Below are 17,548 nucleotides of genomic sequence, written 5' to 3' on the forward strand. Positions count from 1 at the left end.
TTTAATACCACCTTAAGATTGTTCTTTAATTAAATTTTCTATTTTATCAACTGTAGGCATCGCTTCAGATGAACTATGACTACTTACAACAATCGCTGCTGAAGCTGCACCATATTTTAATGCTTCTTCAACTGATTTACCTTTAACTAATGCATAAATAAATGCGGCTGCATATGAATCTCCTGCACCAAATGTTTTAACGACATTCGCTTTAAATGCTTTACCTTCATAAGTATTGCCTTCTTTATCAAATGCATTTGAACCTTGCACACCGTGTTTAATGACAACTAAATGTGGATTAGCTTTAAATAATAGTTCACTAATTTCTTTGTCTGATAATGCTTTATATCTTTCGACCATATCAAATTCATCACGTGTTCCAATGACGACATCAGCTTGTTCTGCGACTAACTCATAATAAATAGAAGTTTCTTCTTCGTCTTTCCAACTATAAGGTCTATAATCGAGCTCAAAGATTACTTGTACATTATGTTTTTTTGCTAGTAATAGTGCTTTTAATACTGCCTCTCTTGATGGAGATTTAGCTAATGCAGTTCCTGAAATAAGCAAATATTCTGAATTTTTAACGTATGATTCATCTACATGTTCAGGTGCTAAATATAGATCTGCTACTTCTTCTCTATACATTAATATGCTAGACTCGCTCGGACTTTTAATTTCTGTAAACGTTAAGCCGATTTTATGTCCATCTTCATCTACATGTATTTGAGAAGTATCAACGCCTACTTCTTCAAAGTAATTCGTAATGAATCTACCATGTTGATCATCTGATACATTGGCAATCATACCCACATCTAAACCTAACTTAGCCGTACCAATCATGATATTAGCTGGTGAACCACCGACATATTTGCGAAATGATTCTGTTTCTTCCATTGGTCTATTAATTTCTATTGAGTTCAAATCTATTGCCGCACGACCTATTGCTATAATTTGTTTTTTATTAGACATTCACGTACACCCCTTATTCTCTATCAATAATCCATTCATGATCTGGTTGGTTATAAAATTTCCAAACTTTTTTAGGTCCTGCCATAACATTTAAATAATAACCATCGTAACCATCAGGTACAGCTACTGGATGATAGCCTTTAGGCACTACAACAACATCACTATTCTCTACTGTCATCGTTTCATCTATTGAAAGGTCGTCTGTAAACACACGTTGAAAGACGAAACCTTTACTCGGATTCATTTCATGATAGTAAGTTTCTTCAAGTAATGATTCATTTGGTAAGTTATCAACGTCATGTTTATGTGGTGGATAGCTCGACCAATTACCTTGATCTGTATACACTTCAACGACAAGTAATTTTTCACTCGCTGTATGTGTATCAGGTAAAATATTATGAACATGTCGTTTATTTGAATATTTACCTCTATCTTCTACTGAGTTCTCAGATGCTGGGATTAATTGTGTTGCTCTTTCTTCATCTGCTGGCGAATAACAAAGCACAACTCTTGAATCTTTATTCGCTTTAATTGTCACTTCATGATTTTTAGAAATATAGATACTGTCTGTTGGTATTTTTTCAAATACAGATTCTCTTGTTCCTAAATCTTCATAAGAATTTTCTCCATCTGACACATCGATGTTGCCAGTTAAAGCGACAATACATAATTCAAAATCATCCGTTGATTCTGTGTAAGTACCTTGTGATTTTATGTCTAACACTTTAAATCCGATATAAGCTAAATCAATATCTTCAGGTTTCAAATCATGTATCACTTGTACATCATCACTTAATGGATGATGTACAGGTTTATTTAATAATCGAGCCATCTCTATTTTTCACTCCTTAAAATTGTGGATTACCATGTCTAGCAGTTACTACCTTACGGTGTGTATAGAAATCAATACTATCTTTACCGTTCGCATGTAATGAACCATAGAATGATGATTTCCATCCAGAGAATGGGAAGATTGCCATTGGTGCTGGTACACCTAAATTAATACCTAACATACCTGCATCAATATACTCTCTGAAGTATCTAATGGATGATGCGCTGTCTGTAAATAAACATGCACCGTTCGCAAATTCAGATTGATTCGCTAATTGAATGCCTTCTTTTAAATCTTTTACTTTAACAAGTGATAACACCGGTGCGAATATTTCATCTTGCCATAGTTTCATATCAGTTGTAACATCTTCGAAAATAGTCGGTTTTACGAAGAAACCATCTTTGTTGTTGTCTTCTCTACCATCTAATACAAGTTTGGCACCTTCTTCGACACCTTGATCAACGTAATTTAATGTACGTTCAACATTTTCTTCTCTAATGACTGGACCTAAGAAAACATTATCTTCTAAGCCATTTCCGATAACGATATCCTTAGAAGCTTGTACAAGCTTTTCTTTAAATTCGTCATAAACGCCTTCTTGAACAGCTACTACTGCTGCTGCCATACAACGTTCACCTGCTGATCCAAATGCTGCACCAATTACATCTTTAACGGCGCCATCAATATTTGCATCATTTAAAATGATTGTATGGTTTTTAGCACCTGTTAAACATTGCGCACGTTTTAAGTTTTCAGTCGCTTTTTTATAAACATATTCACCTACTGGTTTAGAACCAACGAACGATACAGCTTTAATATGTTCATTTTCACAAATACCATTCACAACATCATGTGCACCATGTACAACATTGAATACACCTTTAGGGAAACCTGCTTCTTCAATTAACTCTGCAAGTTTATTAACAAGTAATGGTGTCTTTTCAGAAGGTTTAATCACAAATGTATTACCTAATGAGATTGCCATTGGGAACATCCAGCAAGGCACCATCATTGGGAAGTTAAATGGTGTAATACCGCCTACAACACCAACTGGATATCTATAACTTGTTCCTTCTATATTTGTTGCGATACTTGAAAGTGAGTCACCCATCATTAAAGATGGTGTCCCTGCAGCAAATTCAACATTCTCAATACCTCTTTGTACTTCTCCTAAAGCTTCTGTCGTATTCTTACCATTTTCTTTCGTAATAATTTCAGCTAATACTTCTCTATTGTCTGTTAATAATTGTTGAAGTTTGAATAAAAGTCGAGCACGTTTAGGCACAGCAACTTCTTTCCATTCTTGAAACGCTTCATGTGCAATTTTTGCCGCTTCATCTAATTCTTCTCTTGTTGAAACAGGTACTTTAGCAATCACTTCTTTAGTAGCTGGATTGTATACATCTATTGTTTCCTTACTTTTTGACGCTTGCCATTGTCCGTTAACGTAATTCTTTAAGATTTCTACCATTTACATATCCTCCAGTTATAAATATTAAAGTAACCGCTTTCATAATCTTTTAAAAAAATGAGTATATATTGATTAACTATTGGTTACTTATTGAGATAATATTATAATAATGAGTATAATATGTCAACTTTTGAGTAACTTATATTTTTTATAGTTGTTATATAAGTAAATTTTGGGTATATTGTAAGAAATGGGGGAATCGTATATGAAATCTAAACGAATTTATGAAATAGAATCTTTCATAAAAAAAAACAAAACGGCTTCAATTGATGAATTGAAGGATATATTTAATGTATCTGTAAATACAATAAGGCGTGATATCAATCTTTTAGTAGATATGAATGTAGTTAAAAAAGTTTATGGTGGGATTGAAGTTATCGAAGATGAATATAAAGCAGTTGATTATCAAAAAAGGAATGTGGAGAATTATCAATCAAAAAAACACATTGGTAAATTAGCAGCTGCACATATCGAAACTAACGATATTATTTATATTGATACAGGAACAACAACAATACATGTATTAGATTATGTCGACAAAAAATTATCATTTACAATTATTACAAACAGTCTTGATATCATGAATAAAGCTTCACAATTTGAAAATGTAACTTTATTTATAATTGGCGAGAAATACAAACCACGTACTCGATCATTTATAGGTATAGATTCTAATATTTTATTGAATAAATTTAATATCAATAAATGCTTTATGGCAGCTACTGGTGTCAATATTCCAAATGGTCTAACTAACTCAGAGATGGAAGAAAACTTAATCAAACAACTTATAACAAAAAAAGCACGGCAAACATATGTGTTAGCTGATAATAGTAAGATAGGACATTCAACATTACTAACATACTGCAATCTAAGTGACGTAGACAAAATAATTACAAATAAAATACTCCCAGAAGAAATACAACAATTCTGCGATGAAAATGATATTAAGGTATTATTTTAGTTAATAAATTTAACATGTGTTGATTCGTGCGCTAACGATCTTGTTTCGGTTTCTTGGACGTTAGAATTTCTAACGATCTTGTTTTCGACTCTTGATCGTTAGCACTACTTTTTACGCATGAAAAAAAGACGTGATACTGCTATTTTCTAATGGTATCAAGTCTTTATTTATCTTATATTATGATGTTAAGGCTATTTCATTATAGAATTCGTCTATATTTATGGATTGGCCGTGGTTAAGTCTTGATTCTTCTGCTGCAAATGCCATTAAGTGACTGATTAAGGATTTACTTGCTATGGATTTAGATACATTTTGATCAGAGCTATTAATTGCATCTATAAAGTCATTTATAATACCTTCGTCTCCTCCACCATGTCCACTGCTCACTTCTGGGAATTTGACGATTTTTTCTTCTCTTGTTAAAAAGTCAAATATGCTTATTTCATTTGTTTCCATATTTCCTCTTATTTCACCTTTAGTTCCCATTATTTGAACAATTCTTGTTTGTTCTCTTGTAAATGCGCTCATACTAAATGTGGCTGTTGCGCCATTTTCAAATTCCATATTCACAACTTGATGATCTACTACGTCATTATCTGATTGGAAGACACATTTCCCATAATCCGTATGATTCAATCTTTCTATGATCGCTTCGTTAGAATTTTCTTCTGTAAATTTCATCGCCCATCCTCTACCGATACCTAAATAATACCTTCCAGCATGAAATGGACATTCATTTTCTACTGGGCATCCGTCTAGACATCTTAATGGTGCGCCTTCTGGTTTGTTTGCTTCATTAAAATACATCAATGAACCAAAGGAATTGATTCTTTTACAATCTTGATCCATGATATAACTGATAATATCCATGTCATGGCAAGATTTAGCTAATATCATCGGACTTGATTGTTCTTTACTTTTCCAATTACCTCTTACAAAACTATGTGACATATGCATATATTCTACATTTTCATTAAGTTGAATAGATGCAATCTGACCAATATCTCCATTTTGAACGATAGATTTTATCCTACTCCAGAATGGTGTATATCTTAATACGTGACAAATCGTTAATGTTCTATCCATTTCTTTCGCCTTTTCTACCATTCTAATACACTCTTCAGGACTAGGAGACATCGGTTTTTCAAGCAACACGTGATATCCTAAATCTAATGCTTTCATAGTCGGTTCAAAATGCGCTTTATCTTGTGTACATATGATTGCTATATCAGCTTCTGGCTTTAAGTCCAATAATGCTTTCCAAGACGCTTGTACATATTGTTCATCTAAACTATGATGACTACTTATGCCCTCTCTTCTTTCTTTAACAGGTTCCGCTACCCCAATTAATTTAATTTTATGAGGCAAAGACTTTATCAAATTCGCATAAACTCTTCCCCCTCGATCACCTGCACCTAACAAAATCGCTTTTTTTATACCCATTGAATCGTCCCCCTTTATCATTCAATAGTTTCATATTACTACTATAAAAGTAAAAAATCACACATTTACCATTATTTTTTGTTCATATTTGTTCAAAATTGTTATTATTAATAAAATTAAAGATAAAAAAACAGTAGGCATTCAAATTATAAAATGAATGTCTACTGTTTAACTATTGATATATTCAATTACTGACCTTGATTTTGTTGCATTTGCATGAGTTCATCTGCTGTAAATTGTACATCAGTTCCAATAATAATTTGGATATTTTTATCACTAATCACTTTGTTTCCTAATGCGCCAGATTGTTTGATTTTATCTTGATCAACAACACTTGTATCTTTTAATGTTAGACGTAGTCTTGTTGCACAGTGATCGATAACTTCTATATTATCATTACCACCAATTGCTTCATATATAAGCTTTGTCTTATTAGATACTTTCACACCACTATTGTTTGTTGAAGTACCTGCTTCATCTTCTTCAAGACTAGGATCTTGCTTCGCCGCTTCTTCCATTAAGCCATCTCTACCTGGTGTCTTAAGGTTAAATGTACGAATCGCAAAATCAAATACGACAAAGTATACGACACCCATAATTAAACCAAGTACGAGTAACATTAATGGTTTATTAGCAATTGGAATACTTAAACTTAATAAATAATCTATTAATCCTGCACTAAATGTAAATCCTGCAGTCCAATGGAATGTTGCTGCTATAAATAATGAAATACCCGTTAATAACGCGTGAATACCAAATAACATTGGTGCTGCTACTAAGAATGAGAATTCTAATGGTTCTGTAATCCCAGTTACGAATGAAGCAATCGCTGCTGTAACCATTAAAGAACCTACTACTTTTCTATTACGCTTCTCAGCATTTTTCCAAATCGCTAATGCTGCAGCTGGCAAACCAAACATCATAATTGGGAATAATCCTGCTTGGTAACGACCTGTTATACCCGCTTCACCTTTACTAGACCAGAAGTTTGCAATATCATTAATACCCGCAATATCAAACCAGAATACTTGGTTTAATGCGTGATGCAATCCAAATGGTAATAATAAACGGTTAAAGAATCCATATAACCCGGCACCAAGAGGTCCAAGTTTAGAAATCATTTCACCAAATGACACTAAGCCGTTATATACTGGCGGCCAAATAAACATAAGTGCGATAGAAATGACTAACATTGCCGCTGCTGATAATATCGGCACAAGACGTTTACCACTAAAGAAAGCAAACGCTGTTGGTAATTTCGTATCTTTAAATCTATTGTAAATTGCTGCTGTAACTAAACCACAAATAATCCCGATAAACACATTACTAATACCTGTAAATGCGATATCAACTTTATCCTCAGCAATATGCAATACTTTCGCCATTGCTTCTGGCTTTAGTACTTGTGTAACCACTAAAAATGATACAAGCCCACTAAGTGCTGCTGCACCATTTTTATCTTTAGACATACCGAATGCTAAACCTACTGCAAATAGTATTGGTAAATTATTAATAACTGCTAAACCACCATTTGCTAAAAAGTTTGCAATGCTATTTCCTTCCCCGTTAATTGCACCTGAATCAATAAAAGATGCGATACCTAAAAGTAACCCAGCTACCGGTAAAATCGAAATAGGTAGCATTAGAGACTGAGCAAATTTTTGCATATAAGCCTTCATATTTTTCTCCCCTTATATAATTGTTGAAAACGTAATCTCTATTACATATTTACCACAAAAAACATTTGATGTATATAACGAATTAATATTTCAAAAACTTAAAATAATCAATTAATTATTTTAAATTAAAAATAATACACATCCATTCTATATATTTTTCAACCTATTAAAAATTAAGAGCCTGCAACAATTTTCATGTTCAGACTCTTAAAAGCTTACTTATTCACTTTTTTTACAACTGATGACTTCAATCCGATTTGTCCAAAGCCAGGTATTTTACAATCAATGTCATGTCCGTCTTCTGGGTCCACTAATTTGATACCTTTAACTTTAGTGCCTTGTTTAATAGAATTAGATGATCCTTTTACTTTTAAATCTTTAATGACCGTTACAGTATCTCCATCATTTAATTCAACACCATTTACATCTTTAATAACTGTGTTTTCTTCCTTTGATGCATCTTCGTCGTTTATAGACCATTCATGATTACACATTGGACAAATATAAAATTGTCCATCCTCGTAAGTATATTCTGAATCACATTTAGGGCAATTTGGTAATGTTGCTTCCATCTTTCAACCTCCGAAAGTTTATCATAACCTCTATAATTTATCACATTTTCATAAATACTGGTATTGGATTTTTCATAAATTTAAGGTTTCATGATAATATATGACGTAATCTCTTTCACTTTAGCATCCTTTTTATGATTTTCAAATTCATACATTTCAGCAAAATGAATTTCCTCACCAGAATTCAATATGATTGTGCCGTGCGTAGAAGCTTCTTTACCGTGCGTAAGCATTGATTTAATTTCGAGGCTGGATACTTTTTGCAAGTGCTCGTTAATTTCATCTAAAAATGCTTTTCTACCCTTTAATTCAAAAGAACCTGGTACTTTCCATACTAAATCATCTGTTAGCCATTCATTGAGATACTTTTCATCACCAACGAGTGAAGCAATCACAATATCTCTGATAATTCTTCTTTTTGGTGCATTATCACATTTTAAATCTCCTAGTACTGTGAATTTCACATTCTTTAAATCATCATCTAATTGACTAAATGCTAACCCTTGTTCTGAAAATGCTTCTTTCAAAATACTTATAGCTTTTGGTCCCATACCATGAAGTTTCGCCAAATTATGTTCATCTAATTGAGCAACCTGTTCTAACGTCGTAATATTGATCTTGTTCAAAGCAATTGTTGCTGGTTTCCCTATTTTCGGCAAATTTGTCATCCGAACACAGCTCCCTTTATGAAATGTCTTTTCGTTTAAACCCTATAAATCCAATTATGATAAGCACGACAGATAAGATGATTAATATACTTATACCCGAATAATTCATATCTTCAACAGGTATTTCAGGAATATGATGAAATGGCGTTATATCTTTTAACCAGTCTTTAATATTTAACAATTGTCCTAAGTAAACGACGAAAAATGTATAAGTTAAATATAAATAAACGATAAAGTGTCCTTTATTAAACCATCCTAAAAGTACAACACCGAGTGCTACGAAAGATATAATGGCAGGTATATGTACAATTCCTGACTTTATAATTGTCCAAAAACTAAATGGATCATGTAACACAGATGTTTGGGCAACATACAAACCGAATGCAGCTATAAAAATCATAAAGATAGCATTAAATAATGAAACAACTAAATAGCTACTCAACAACTTAATTCTTGAAATAGGTCGAGACATTATAAGTTCTATACGATGAGTATCTATTTCGTTTTTTATTTTGTATAAGCTTATCAGCGCAGGTATTGTTGATACTATAGCCATTATAATCATTAAAGTCGGTAAGAATGCTTCTATATAATGATCACTTTTGCCAGATACCATTTGCTGCAACATTTCGTTATCTTTAATAAAATCATCTAACTCACCAAATATTGATCCATATGAAGCGCCAAATACAAACATCCCTATTGCCCAGGAAATAAGCCCTACTTTATACAATTTAAGTTGTAAACCTAGTGGAGATAACCATATTTTATGTGCTGTTCTTTTACCTGGTTTAGAAGGCAGTAAGCCAGACTCTATATCCCTTCTAAAATAAAGTATCATCGCTATCATTAAGAAAATAATAGCCGTTATTAAAGTTATGACGATTGGCCACCAATTATTTTCAGAATAAGCAAACGTTCTTGTAATCCATCCTAGAGGTGAAACCATAGAAATATCTTCATTTATGACGTCACCAACAGCTCTCACTAAATAGCTTAAGAGCAATACTGTAATGCTATAGCCAGTAACACTACTACTTGTTTCAGTTAACTGTGAAAATATAGCTGTCATCATACCAAATAGAATCCCAATTGATCCTAATGAAACTGCATAAACAATTGAACCTTGCCAATCCACACTATTAATATTCATTAAAGGTAATATATTCATAATCAAAATGGTTATCATGATATTCACAATTATCATCTCAATAAGTGCACTTATGAGTGGCGATACTTTTCCAACTGGCAATGCTCGAATCATTTCAATACGACCTGCAGATTCATCTCCTCTAGTACTCTTTGAAACAAGTAAAATACTCATTATTGCAACGAGAATACTTGTAAATAGCAACATCTCGTGCGTAAATAAAACGCCAACTGATACATGTTCAAATTGTCCTGGTCCTAACATTGCTTCCATTGCAGGATTTTTAGAAGTTTCAACAATTGGTTGCATATCTGATTGGTGTGGATACATACTTTTAAATGTTGGTGGTATGATAACTGTTAAAACGACGATACCTAAAATCCAAAACAGCATTTTCCATTTATGTGTCTTAAGGTAAAATAACGTTAATTGTCCAACACCGTTAAAGAGATTATTCATATTACTCACCTCTTTCAATATTCACACCATAATGTCTCATAAATAAATCTTCTAAAGTAGGTGGCATACTTTCTAATTTCAGTAACTCAAATTGACTTAAATATTTAATAATATTAGAAACCTTCTCTGAATCCACTTGAAAATGATATATCTCTCCTTCTTTAGAAATATCATGTACACCATCTTGTTCGTCTAAATCTGTTAGAGCTTCTTTAGACTGAACGACGAAATGCATTCTTGTTAAATGTCTCAAATCATCCAACGTTCCCATTTCTACGATTTCACCTTTTCTAATAATGCCGACTCTGTCACATAATTTTTCTACTTCACTTAATATATGACTCGATAATAGAACACTTTTGCCCTCTTTTTTCTTTTCTAATACACATGCTTGGAATACTTGTTCCATTAAAGGATCCAATCCAGATGTCGGTTCATCTAATATAAGAAGTTGTGCATTTGTTGTAAATGCAGCGATAAGTGCAACTTTCTGTCTATTACCTTTAGAATATGACCCACATTTTTTAGTCGGATCTAAATCAAATTTTTTAATTAGTTCATCTCTTTTTTCATCATTTCGAGTCCCACTTAATTTCAAGAATAAATCTATCACTTCTCCACCTGTTAAGTTTGGCCACAAATTAACATCACCTGGAACATAGGCAATTTGTTTATGAATTCGAACTGCATCTTTCCAAGCATCTTTATCAAATGCCTCAATAGTACCTGAATCTGGTTTAAGCATGCCTAAAATTGCTTTAATGGTCGTAGATTTCCCAGAACCATTTGGACCGATAAACCCAAATATTTCTCCTTCTTCAACAGTGAAATTCACACCGTTTAAAGCTTTAAATTTACCAAACGTCTTCGTAACATTATTTACTTTTAACAATGTCATATTAATCACGCTCCTTATAGAAGATTTTACGCATTTCCTTTATATATAAATCGAATTCATCATAAAATCTTTGATAATCATTCTGCTCGATTATTTGATGTGTTATTCGTGTCTTCATAGATTCTGCTAAACCGTCAATCGAGTACTTTATAATATTGATAGACATTTCAACATTTAAATTATTTTTAAAAAGATCCTTATCTAAATCTTCAAATAGTGCATTTTGAACTTTACTTTGTAATTGTTTAATATGTTGGTCTTGTTCTTCAGATATATAATGATGTTCAGATTCCTCCAGAACAATTTTCGTTAAAAACTTCGACATATGAGGATGAATCGTCATTAAATTAGATTTAATCTTCGCTTGTTTAACTAATCTATTAAAAACATCCTTCTCAGAAGTATCAATCTGTTTAAAATAATATTCCCCAATGAAATCTAATGAATAATCCACAAGAAATTTAAATAATCCTTTTTTATTTATAAAGTAATAAAAAAGCATCCCTTTACCAATACCAGCATTTTCAACAATACGATTCGTAGAACTTTGTTGATAGCCATAATTAGAGAACTCCATCAGCCCTGAATTGATTATTTTTTGACGCTTTTCTTCATCTAAATTATAGAATGCATCATTCATCATATACACCTTCCAAAACATATTAGACCAGTTCGGTCGACTACATCATAACGCTATCGACCATATTGGTCAATTATTGTTACTAAATAGAAAAGCCACCAATTCGCAAAATACGAATTGGTGGCTTATTTAGTACTTACAGCACTATGTACTGACCCCTTTGTTTGCATATAAAAATAAATCAAATTCAAATTAAAGACCTAAAGCTGTAATCAAATCTACGATTGGTTGTAAAATACTTGTTAACATAAGAAATCTCCTCCTTTGTTTAAGTTATTCTTATTCTATATCAAATAATTATAAGTCCAAAAAATGAGTAAAGTTACATTACAAGGTATGTAATATAACTTTACTCTTATATTTAAGGTGAAAATATTTTTTTAAAAGATTCTTTAGAATCTGCCTCTAATAGTTTTAATACTTTAGAATAATCATTTATTATTTCAGCAAGATTTTGATACACTTTTTCTAAATTAATCGTAGTATTCTTTTTCAATCCTAAACAAAAAATAATTTGTACTTCTTTATCTTCCCAAGCAATTGGTTTATCCATCGTTATTATATAAATAAAAGTTTGTTTAGCTAAAGGCATTAGTGGATGTGGAATAGCTACTAGGTTACCATAAGCTGTAGAAGCATGATATTCTCTTTCTTTTACACTATCGATAAAATTATTGTGAATTAAATTCTTATTTTTAAGTTGTTTACCTAAGTATTCCAACAACTCATCTTTACTGTTTATTTTTTTATTTAATTCAATAATTTCTATTAGTTCTTCTGAGTGTCGAGAATCTTTTAAATCTATATAACGTTGAATTTTGTCTGAGTCTAGCTGTGACATAATAGGGTTAACATAAAGTATTGGTAAACTGACATCATCATTTATTGGTACTGTTGAAATTATTAAATCTGAATGCTCAAGTTGAGCTCTATGAATATTGTATAATTCTATAATTTCAGTAATTTGAATTTGATTACCAAAATTTTGGATTAACTTATATTTAATTAATTGAGAACTCGTTAATCCAGAGTTACAAACTAGTATAACCTTTAACTTTTCTTTTTCATTTTCAATTCTATTGAGAGCCATTTCAAAGTGCAATGCTAAATAACCAACTTCACTTTCTGAAATTTGCACTTTCAAGTCTTTTTCAATCATTTTACTAGCCACTAAAGCAATATCAAATGCGAAGGGGTAATTTTTTTTGATTTCATTTAACATTGGATTTCTAATATTCATCTTGTATTTATATCTATTTATTGATGTACTCAAATGTAAATATAAATTTTTCTTAAGTGTATTATCCGTAATTAGGTCTAAATAAAAAATAAGTTTTATATGATCTAACATATGTGTAATCATACTATCAATAACATTATTTTTTTGTATCATATTACCTTCATTCATAATTCCAGTAGTAACAAAATGGATATATAAATAATCTTTTTCTTTTATAGGCAATGTCAAATCAAATCTTTTTTCAACAAACAGTATAAGTTCATCAAAAAATTGACTCAATTCATTTGTTAATGGAAGATCATCAATTTGGAATTGCTGTTCAACCATCAGTTGATTTTTGATTCGAACTATCGCAATGTTAATGTGTGTTACAAGATTATCAAGTTTAACTTCAGGTATCTCAATTTGGTATTTTCTAAGTAACTTCACAAGATATGACTTTACACTGGAAATATCATCTTCAGTAAATCCAATGTTTAAGTGCTGATTATTCAATAGAAACTCTGCTATTGCATATCTTATCTGAAATTCTTTACCAATTAACTTCATTCCATAATTTGGTCTACTGACTACTTCTATTTCATAACGAGCTAAAATTCTCTTCATTTCAATCATATCATTCTTTAAAGTTCCCACACTGACAAACAAGCTTTCACTCAGAGATTCTAATTTTGTATAATGATTATCAAGAAGTAATTTTTTCATGATAAATCTAATTCTGCTATCTTGATTATTGAAATTTAAGTTTTCATCTTTCAAAAAACGCTCATTTAAAAAATAATTAAACTTACCCTCATCAGTAATATTTAATTGATAGCCTTTCGATTTTTTTATAAAGATTACGAACCCATTTTCTTTACTCGTTTCATTGATAACCTTTATGTTTTCTCGAATAGTTTTAGACGAACACCCTAAAAGTTTGGCTATGGATATACTATTCATATATTCGTGCTGATGTTGATACAATATCTTTACTATATTGAGGTGTCTGGTTTCCATCACGCTCTCTCCTAGTAGTTCTGTATATATTTCAGATTAATCTGTAAAACCATTACTTGAAGAAACTTCTTTAAACCATCTTCCACTTTCTTTAATTGTTCTTTCCATTGTTTCAAGGTCAATAGAAACAAAACCATATCTATTTTTATATGCATTCATCCAAGACCAATTATCCATAAAAGTCCACATATGATATCCTCTACAATTTGCACCTTCTACTATAGCTTTATTCAACCATATTAAATGTGATTTCACAAAATCTATTCTATAGGTATCATTTATTTTACCATTTTCGATAAATCTCGATTCATTTTCAACACCCATACCATTTTCTGAAATAAAACTTTCAATATTACTGTAATTATCCTTCAAATTAATCATAATATCATAAATCCCTTTAGGGTAAATTTCCCAACCACGATATGGATTCATCTTTCTACCTGGCATTTCATAATTTTCAAAGTAATATTCCGGGAAGAATGGAGAATTAGGATTTGGTAAAGTTTCTCTAGCTTTTACACGTCTAGGTTGATAATAATTTACGCCTAATAAATCTACTGTATAATTTTTTATAATTTCAAGGTCATCTTGTGTAAAAGTTGGTAATAGATCATGATGTTTTATAATATCTACTAATTGCTCTGGATAGTAGCCTTTTGTTACAGGATCTAAAAAACTTCTATTAAAAAATAAATCTGCAATTTCTGCGGCTTTTACATCTGCTTCGTTTTTACTTCTTGGGTAAGATGGTGTTAAATTTAGGATAATCCCAATTTTCCCATCATATCCTGATTCCTTATATTCTTTAATTACTTTAGCATTAGCAAGGATAGTATTATACGCAACCTGAAATCCTCTTTTAGCATCTACAATATTTGGATAATGGAAATTATATAAATATCCTCCTTCAACTGGTACTATTGGTTCATTAAATGTAAACCAATACTTAACTCGATCGGCAAATAACTCAAAGCACTTTCTCGAGTAATCTACATATCCTTCTACAACTTCAAGTGATTCAAAACCACCTTGTTTTTGCTTTTCATATGGCATATCAAAGTGATATAAATTCACAAAAGGTTCAATATTATTTTCAATTAAGCTATCTATAACTTTATTATAAAATTGAACTGCATCTTCATTAATTTTATTACTACTTTGATTTATTAAACGGGTCCAAGATATAGATAATCTAAATGAATTATGTCCTGTTTCCTTCATTAACTTAATATCTTCATCAAATTTATTATAAAAATCTGACGTTTTATTAGGACCAACATTTTCAAAAAATCGATTTGGTTCTTCTTCAAACCATTTATCCCAAATAGTTTGATCATTTATTGTTTTTGTACCTTCCGTTTGTGTTGCACTAGCTGCACTTCCCCACCAAAAGTCTTTTGGAAATTTATATTGAGTCATGATTTCATCTCCTTATATAGATCTATCATTTCATTCGCTAAATCCTTTACAGTAATTGCATTCATTAAATGATCTTGAGAATGTATTAATAACAAATTCAATTCACTTTCTGTTCCTTGCGCTTCATTTTGTAACAATTCAGTTTGAAATTTATGAGCCTTATTAATTTCTTGTTCCGCTTCTTTAATAAGACTTGTTGCTTCTTCAAAATTTCTTTCTTTTGCACATTGTATAGCCTCCATTGCACATGAACGCCCATTTCCTCCATATAAAATAATTTGAAAAGCTATCTCATTAATTGAGGTTGCCATTGTATATTCCTCCGTCCTTATACTATTTTTCTATTTCTTGCTTTAAATAGTTTTTATCTAATAATTTTAAAAATGGCCACCAAATAATAAATGTAATAATTAGATTTACAAGTTGTAATGCTGCACCTTGCCATGCATTACCAGTTGCTAAATATCCACTTATAAATATTGGAGTAGTCCAAGGTACGATAACGCCAGAAGGTTTCGGAACTATACCTGTATACATAGCTGAATAACTCACAATAGTTACAATCACTGGTGATATAATCCAAGGAATTATAACTAAAGGGTTCATTATGATAGGTAAACCAAATAGAATCGGTTCATTCACATTAAAAATGGATGCTGGTGTTCCTAATTTAGCAATTTCTTTATTTTGTTTACTTCTACAAATTAAGTAAATTGCAATTACGACCGCTATCGTTCCACCTGTTCCTCCCATACCAACTAAGAATGTATCTATAAATTGCTTTGTAATGATATTAGGTAACTCAATTCCTTTTTGGAATGCCTCAAAATTTTCATTATTTAATGAATACCATATTGGATCAAATACAGTGTTCACAATAATCTGGCCGTGCAATCCGAAGAACCAAAATATCTGAATAAATAAAACCGCAATAATTGTTGCAGGAAGTCCTTTACCTAAGGCAGTTAAAGGTTCTTGAACAATTGTATAGATTAAATCTTGTAATGTATTAAAAGGTGTTAAGGCAATTAAGATTCTTATTACCAAAAATATAGTTAAAGTAAATGCTACTGGTAACAGTGCACTAAATGATTTAGATACTTGGTCAGGTACACCTTTAGGCATTTTTATTGTTATTTCCTTCTTTGTAAAATAGCTATACAACTCTGAAGTAATTATAGAAACAATAATTCCTAAAAACATACCTTTAGCACCTAATATTTCTGTAGGAATAACGCCTTCAGTTTTACCTACAACTTGAGGTGTTAAAATAAGTACTGCACTTAATGCAGTTACAGCACCATATATTCCTTCTAACCCATTTCGCTCAGTTAACTTATATCCTATTCCCAATATTACAAAAAGACCCATTATTGATAATGTCGCTGCTGATGCTGGACCCACCGCATTTTGCCAAGCTGTATATTGACTTTCAGAAAGTAATTTATCTAAAAATGGAAAATTAGCAATTACAACAAATATAGAACCAAATATAATTAAAGGTAGTGCAATCATAAAGCCATCACGTAAAGAGGCTAAATACTTATTATTATTTAACTTATCTGCAATGGGCAGTAAAACATCTTCTAACTTATCCATAAAAGTGCTTTGCATTTTTATCACCTATTCCCCTAATAATTTTAATGCCTGCTTAAGAACGCCTTCTCCGTCAATTCTGCCATAACTTACAGAATCAATTGTTTCAATTGGTAATTCTAGACCTTTTTCTTCAGCTGCTTTCATAAATTTTTTCTTCATAAATCTCATTTGTGGTCCAATTAATAACACATCATACTCTTCTAAAGAATGAAATGCGTTATCACTAGACATTGCTTTGATATTCACTTTAATCCCATCCGCATCTGCTGCTTCTTCCATCTTATTTACTAATAAACTTGTAGACATTCCCGCTGAACATGCTAATAAAATATTTTTCATCTTGATTTCCCCTTTCGAATATATTTTCATTATATTTTGGTTGCGCTTACATATCGATATAATCATTTTCCTCTACTAGTGGAACAGAAACATTTATTTATATTAATATGCAAAATACAAATAATCGTAGTATAATGCTTTTTATATTGTTTTATAAATCTTATTGTTTACATATGTTTTATTGTGTTTAAGGAGAGCGAATTAAAA

The 17,548-nt window shown here is 31.3% G+C and carries 16 protein-coding genes; 1 reads left to right on the forward strand and 15 read right to left on the reverse strand.

Annotation, left to right across the window (positions count from 1 at the left end; translation table 11 throughout):
• Window positions 1-12 precede the first annotated feature (12 nt).
• Genes iolC through MHH94_RS12680 form a run of 3 tightly spaced genes read right to left on the reverse strand, consistent with a single transcriptional unit; the run spans window position 13 to window position 3,275 of the window.
• On the reverse strand, window positions 13-972 hold the full coding sequence (gene iolC, locus MHH94_RS12670; protein WP_084755318.1) for a 5-dehydro-2-deoxygluconokinase: 960 nt from the start codon (window positions 970-972) through the stop codon (window positions 13-15).
• A 13-nt stretch (window positions 973-985) separates the two neighbouring features.
• The gene (gene iolB, locus MHH94_RS12675) at window positions 986-1,804 is read right to left on the reverse strand and encodes a 5-deoxy-glucuronate isomerase (RefSeq protein WP_106417258.1); all 819 of its coding nucleotides are present in this window, start codon (window positions 1,802-1,804) and stop codon (window positions 986-988) included.
• Between the two features lie 16 nt (window positions 1,805-1,820).
• Entirely contained in the window at window positions 1,821-3,275 is a 1,455-nt protein-coding gene (locus tag MHH94_RS12680) for a CoA-acylating methylmalonate-semialdehyde dehydrogenase (protein WP_048541601.1), read from the reverse strand.
• Between the two features lie 205 nt (window positions 3,276-3,480).
• On the opposite strand from MHH94_RS12680, the gene MHH94_RS12685 reads away from it, so the two are divergent.
• Window positions 3,481-4,236, forward strand: a complete 756-nt coding sequence (locus tag MHH94_RS12685) for a DeoR/GlpR family DNA-binding transcription regulator (RefSeq protein WP_158259724.1) — start codon at window positions 3,481-3,483, stop codon at window positions 4,234-4,236.
• 177 nt (window positions 4,237-4,413) lie between these two features.
• On the opposite strand, the gene MHH94_RS12690 is transcribed toward MHH94_RS12685, so the two are convergent.
• The 12 genes from MHH94_RS12690 to MHH94_RS12745 all read right to left on the reverse strand — a co-directional run bounded on the left by MHH94_RS12690 (window position 4,414) and on the right by MHH94_RS12745 (window position 17,341).
• Window positions 4,414-5,679: a Gfo/Idh/MocA family protein gene (locus MHH94_RS12690; RefSeq protein WP_153653633.1), complete on the reverse strand. Its 1,266-nt coding sequence runs from the start codon at window positions 5,677-5,679 to the stop codon at window positions 4,414-4,416.
• Window positions 5,680-5,867: 188 nt separating this feature from the next.
• Window positions 5,868-7,358: an N-acetylglucosamine-specific PTS transporter subunit IIBC gene (nagE, locus tag MHH94_RS12695; RefSeq protein WP_106417671.1), complete on the reverse strand. Its 1,491-nt coding sequence runs from the start codon at window positions 7,356-7,358 to the stop codon at window positions 5,868-5,870.
• Window positions 7,359-7,573: 215 nt separating this feature from the next.
• Window positions 7,574-7,930, reverse strand: coding sequence for a zinc ribbon domain-containing protein YjdM (locus tag MHH94_RS12700; protein WP_048541593.1), 357 nt, complete (start codon window positions 7,928-7,930; stop codon window positions 7,574-7,576).
• A gap of 80 nt (window positions 7,931-8,010) precedes the next feature.
• Window positions 8,011-8,598: a DNA-binding protein gene (locus MHH94_RS12705; protein ID WP_208182702.1), complete on the reverse strand. Its 588-nt coding sequence runs from the start codon at window positions 8,596-8,598 to the stop codon at window positions 8,011-8,013.
• Window positions 8,599-8,614: 16 nt separating this feature from the next.
• The gene (locus MHH94_RS12710) at window positions 8,615-10,207 is read right to left on the reverse strand and encodes an ABC transporter permease (protein ID WP_088592535.1); all 1,593 of its coding nucleotides are present in this window, start codon (window positions 10,205-10,207) and stop codon (window positions 8,615-8,617) included.
• 1 nt (window position 10,208) lies between these two features.
• Window positions 10,209-11,105 (reverse strand): ABC transporter ATP-binding protein, encoded by an 897-nt coding sequence (locus tag MHH94_RS12715; protein WP_058590800.1) that lies wholly within the window; start codon window positions 11,103-11,105, stop codon window positions 10,209-10,211.
• A 1-nt stretch (window position 11,106) separates the two neighbouring features.
• Window positions 11,107-11,748: a TetR/AcrR family transcriptional regulator gene (locus MHH94_RS12720; protein WP_181294757.1), complete on the reverse strand. Its 642-nt coding sequence runs from the start codon at window positions 11,746-11,748 to the stop codon at window positions 11,107-11,109.
• Between the two features lie 358 nt (window positions 11,749-12,106).
• The gene (locus MHH94_RS12725; protein ID WP_058590802.1) at window positions 12,107-13,984 is read right to left on the reverse strand and encodes a BglG family transcription antiterminator; all 1,878 of its coding nucleotides are present in this window, start codon (window positions 13,982-13,984) and stop codon (window positions 12,107-12,109) included.
• A 36-nt stretch (window positions 13,985-14,020) separates the two neighbouring features.
• The gene (locus MHH94_RS12730) at window positions 14,021-15,403 is read right to left on the reverse strand and encodes a glycoside hydrolase family 1 protein (RefSeq protein ID WP_232181460.1); all 1,383 of its coding nucleotides are present in this window, start codon (window positions 15,401-15,403) and stop codon (window positions 14,021-14,023) included.
• Window positions 15,400-15,714, reverse strand: coding sequence for a PTS lactose/cellobiose transporter subunit IIA (locus tag MHH94_RS12735; RefSeq protein WP_058590804.1), 315 nt, complete (start codon window positions 15,712-15,714; stop codon window positions 15,400-15,402). The genes MHH94_RS12730 and MHH94_RS12735 overlap by 4 nt, the downstream gene beginning before the upstream one ends.
• A gap of 22 nt (window positions 15,715-15,736) precedes the next feature.
• On the reverse strand, window positions 15,737-17,017 hold the full coding sequence (celB, locus tag MHH94_RS12740) for a PTS cellobiose transporter subunit IIC (protein ID WP_048541576.1): 1,281 nt from the start codon (window positions 17,015-17,017) through the stop codon (window positions 15,737-15,739).
• Window positions 17,018-17,026: 9 nt separating this feature from the next.
• Window positions 17,027-17,341, reverse strand: coding sequence for a PTS sugar transporter subunit IIB (locus MHH94_RS12745; protein ID WP_048541575.1), 315 nt, complete (start codon window positions 17,339-17,341; stop codon window positions 17,027-17,029).
• Window positions 17,342-17,548 lie beyond the last annotated feature (207 nt).

Origin of the sequence: Mammaliicoccus sp. FSL K6-3158 (assembly GCF_038005105.1) — a bacterium.
Classification (GTDB): Bacteria; Bacillota; Bacilli; order Staphylococcales; family Staphylococcaceae; genus Mammaliicoccus; species Mammaliicoccus sciuri.

Bases quoted from the DNA above. Each gene is read 5' to 3' on its own strand.
- iolC (WP_084755318.1), bottom strand. From the start codon at position 972: ATGTCTAATAAAAAACAAATTATAGCAATAGGTCGTGCGGCAATAGAT.
- iolB (WP_106417258.1), bottom strand. From the start codon at position 1,804: ATGGCTCGATTATTAAATAAACCTGTACATCATCCATTAAGTGATGAT.
- MHH94_RS12680 (WP_048541601.1), bottom strand. From the start codon at position 3,275: ATGGTAGAAATCTTAAAGAATTACGTTAACGGACAATGGCAAGCGTCA.
- MHH94_RS12685 (WP_158259724.1), top strand. From the start codon at position 3,481: ATGAAATCTAAACGAATTTATGAAATAGAATCTTTCATAAAAAAAAAC.
- MHH94_RS12690 (WP_153653633.1), bottom strand. From the start codon at position 5,679: ATGGGTATAAAAAAAGCGATTTTGTTAGGTGCAGGTGATCGAGGGGGA.
- nagE (WP_106417671.1), bottom strand. From the start codon at position 7,358: ATGAAGGCTTATATGCAAAAATTTGCTCAGTCTCTAATGCTACCTATT.
- MHH94_RS12700 (WP_048541593.1), bottom strand. From the start codon at position 7,930: ATGGAAGCAACATTACCAAATTGCCCTAAATGTGATTCAGAATATACT.
- MHH94_RS12705 (WP_208182702.1), bottom strand. From the start codon at position 8,598: ATGACAAATTTGCCGAAAATAGGGAAACCAGCAACAATTGCTTTGAAC.
- MHH94_RS12710 (WP_088592535.1), bottom strand. From the start codon at position 10,207: ATGAATAATCTCTTTAACGGTGTTGGACAATTAACGTTATTTTACCTT.
- MHH94_RS12715 (WP_058590800.1), bottom strand. From the start codon at position 11,105: ATGACATTGTTAAAAGTAAATAATGTTACGAAGACGTTTGGTAAATTT.
- MHH94_RS12720 (WP_181294757.1), bottom strand. From the start codon at position 11,748: ATGATGAATGATGCATTCTATAATTTAGATGAAGAAAAGCGTCAAAAA.
- MHH94_RS12725 (WP_058590802.1), bottom strand. From the start codon at position 13,984: ATGGAAACCAGACACCTCAATATAGTAAAGATATTGTATCAACATCAG.
- MHH94_RS12730 (WP_232181460.1), bottom strand. From the start codon at position 15,403: ATGACTCAATATAAATTTCCAAAAGACTTTTGGTGGGGAAGTGCAGCT.
- MHH94_RS12735 (WP_058590804.1), bottom strand. From the start codon at position 15,714: ATGGCAACCTCAATTAATGAGATAGCTTTTCAAATTATTTTATATGGA.
- celB (WP_048541576.1), bottom strand. From the start codon at position 17,017: ATGCAAAGCACTTTTATGGATAAGTTAGAAGATGTTTTACTGCCCATT.
- MHH94_RS12745 (WP_048541575.1), bottom strand. From the start codon at position 17,341: ATGAAAAATATTTTATTAGCATGTTCAGCGGGAATGTCTACAAGTTTA.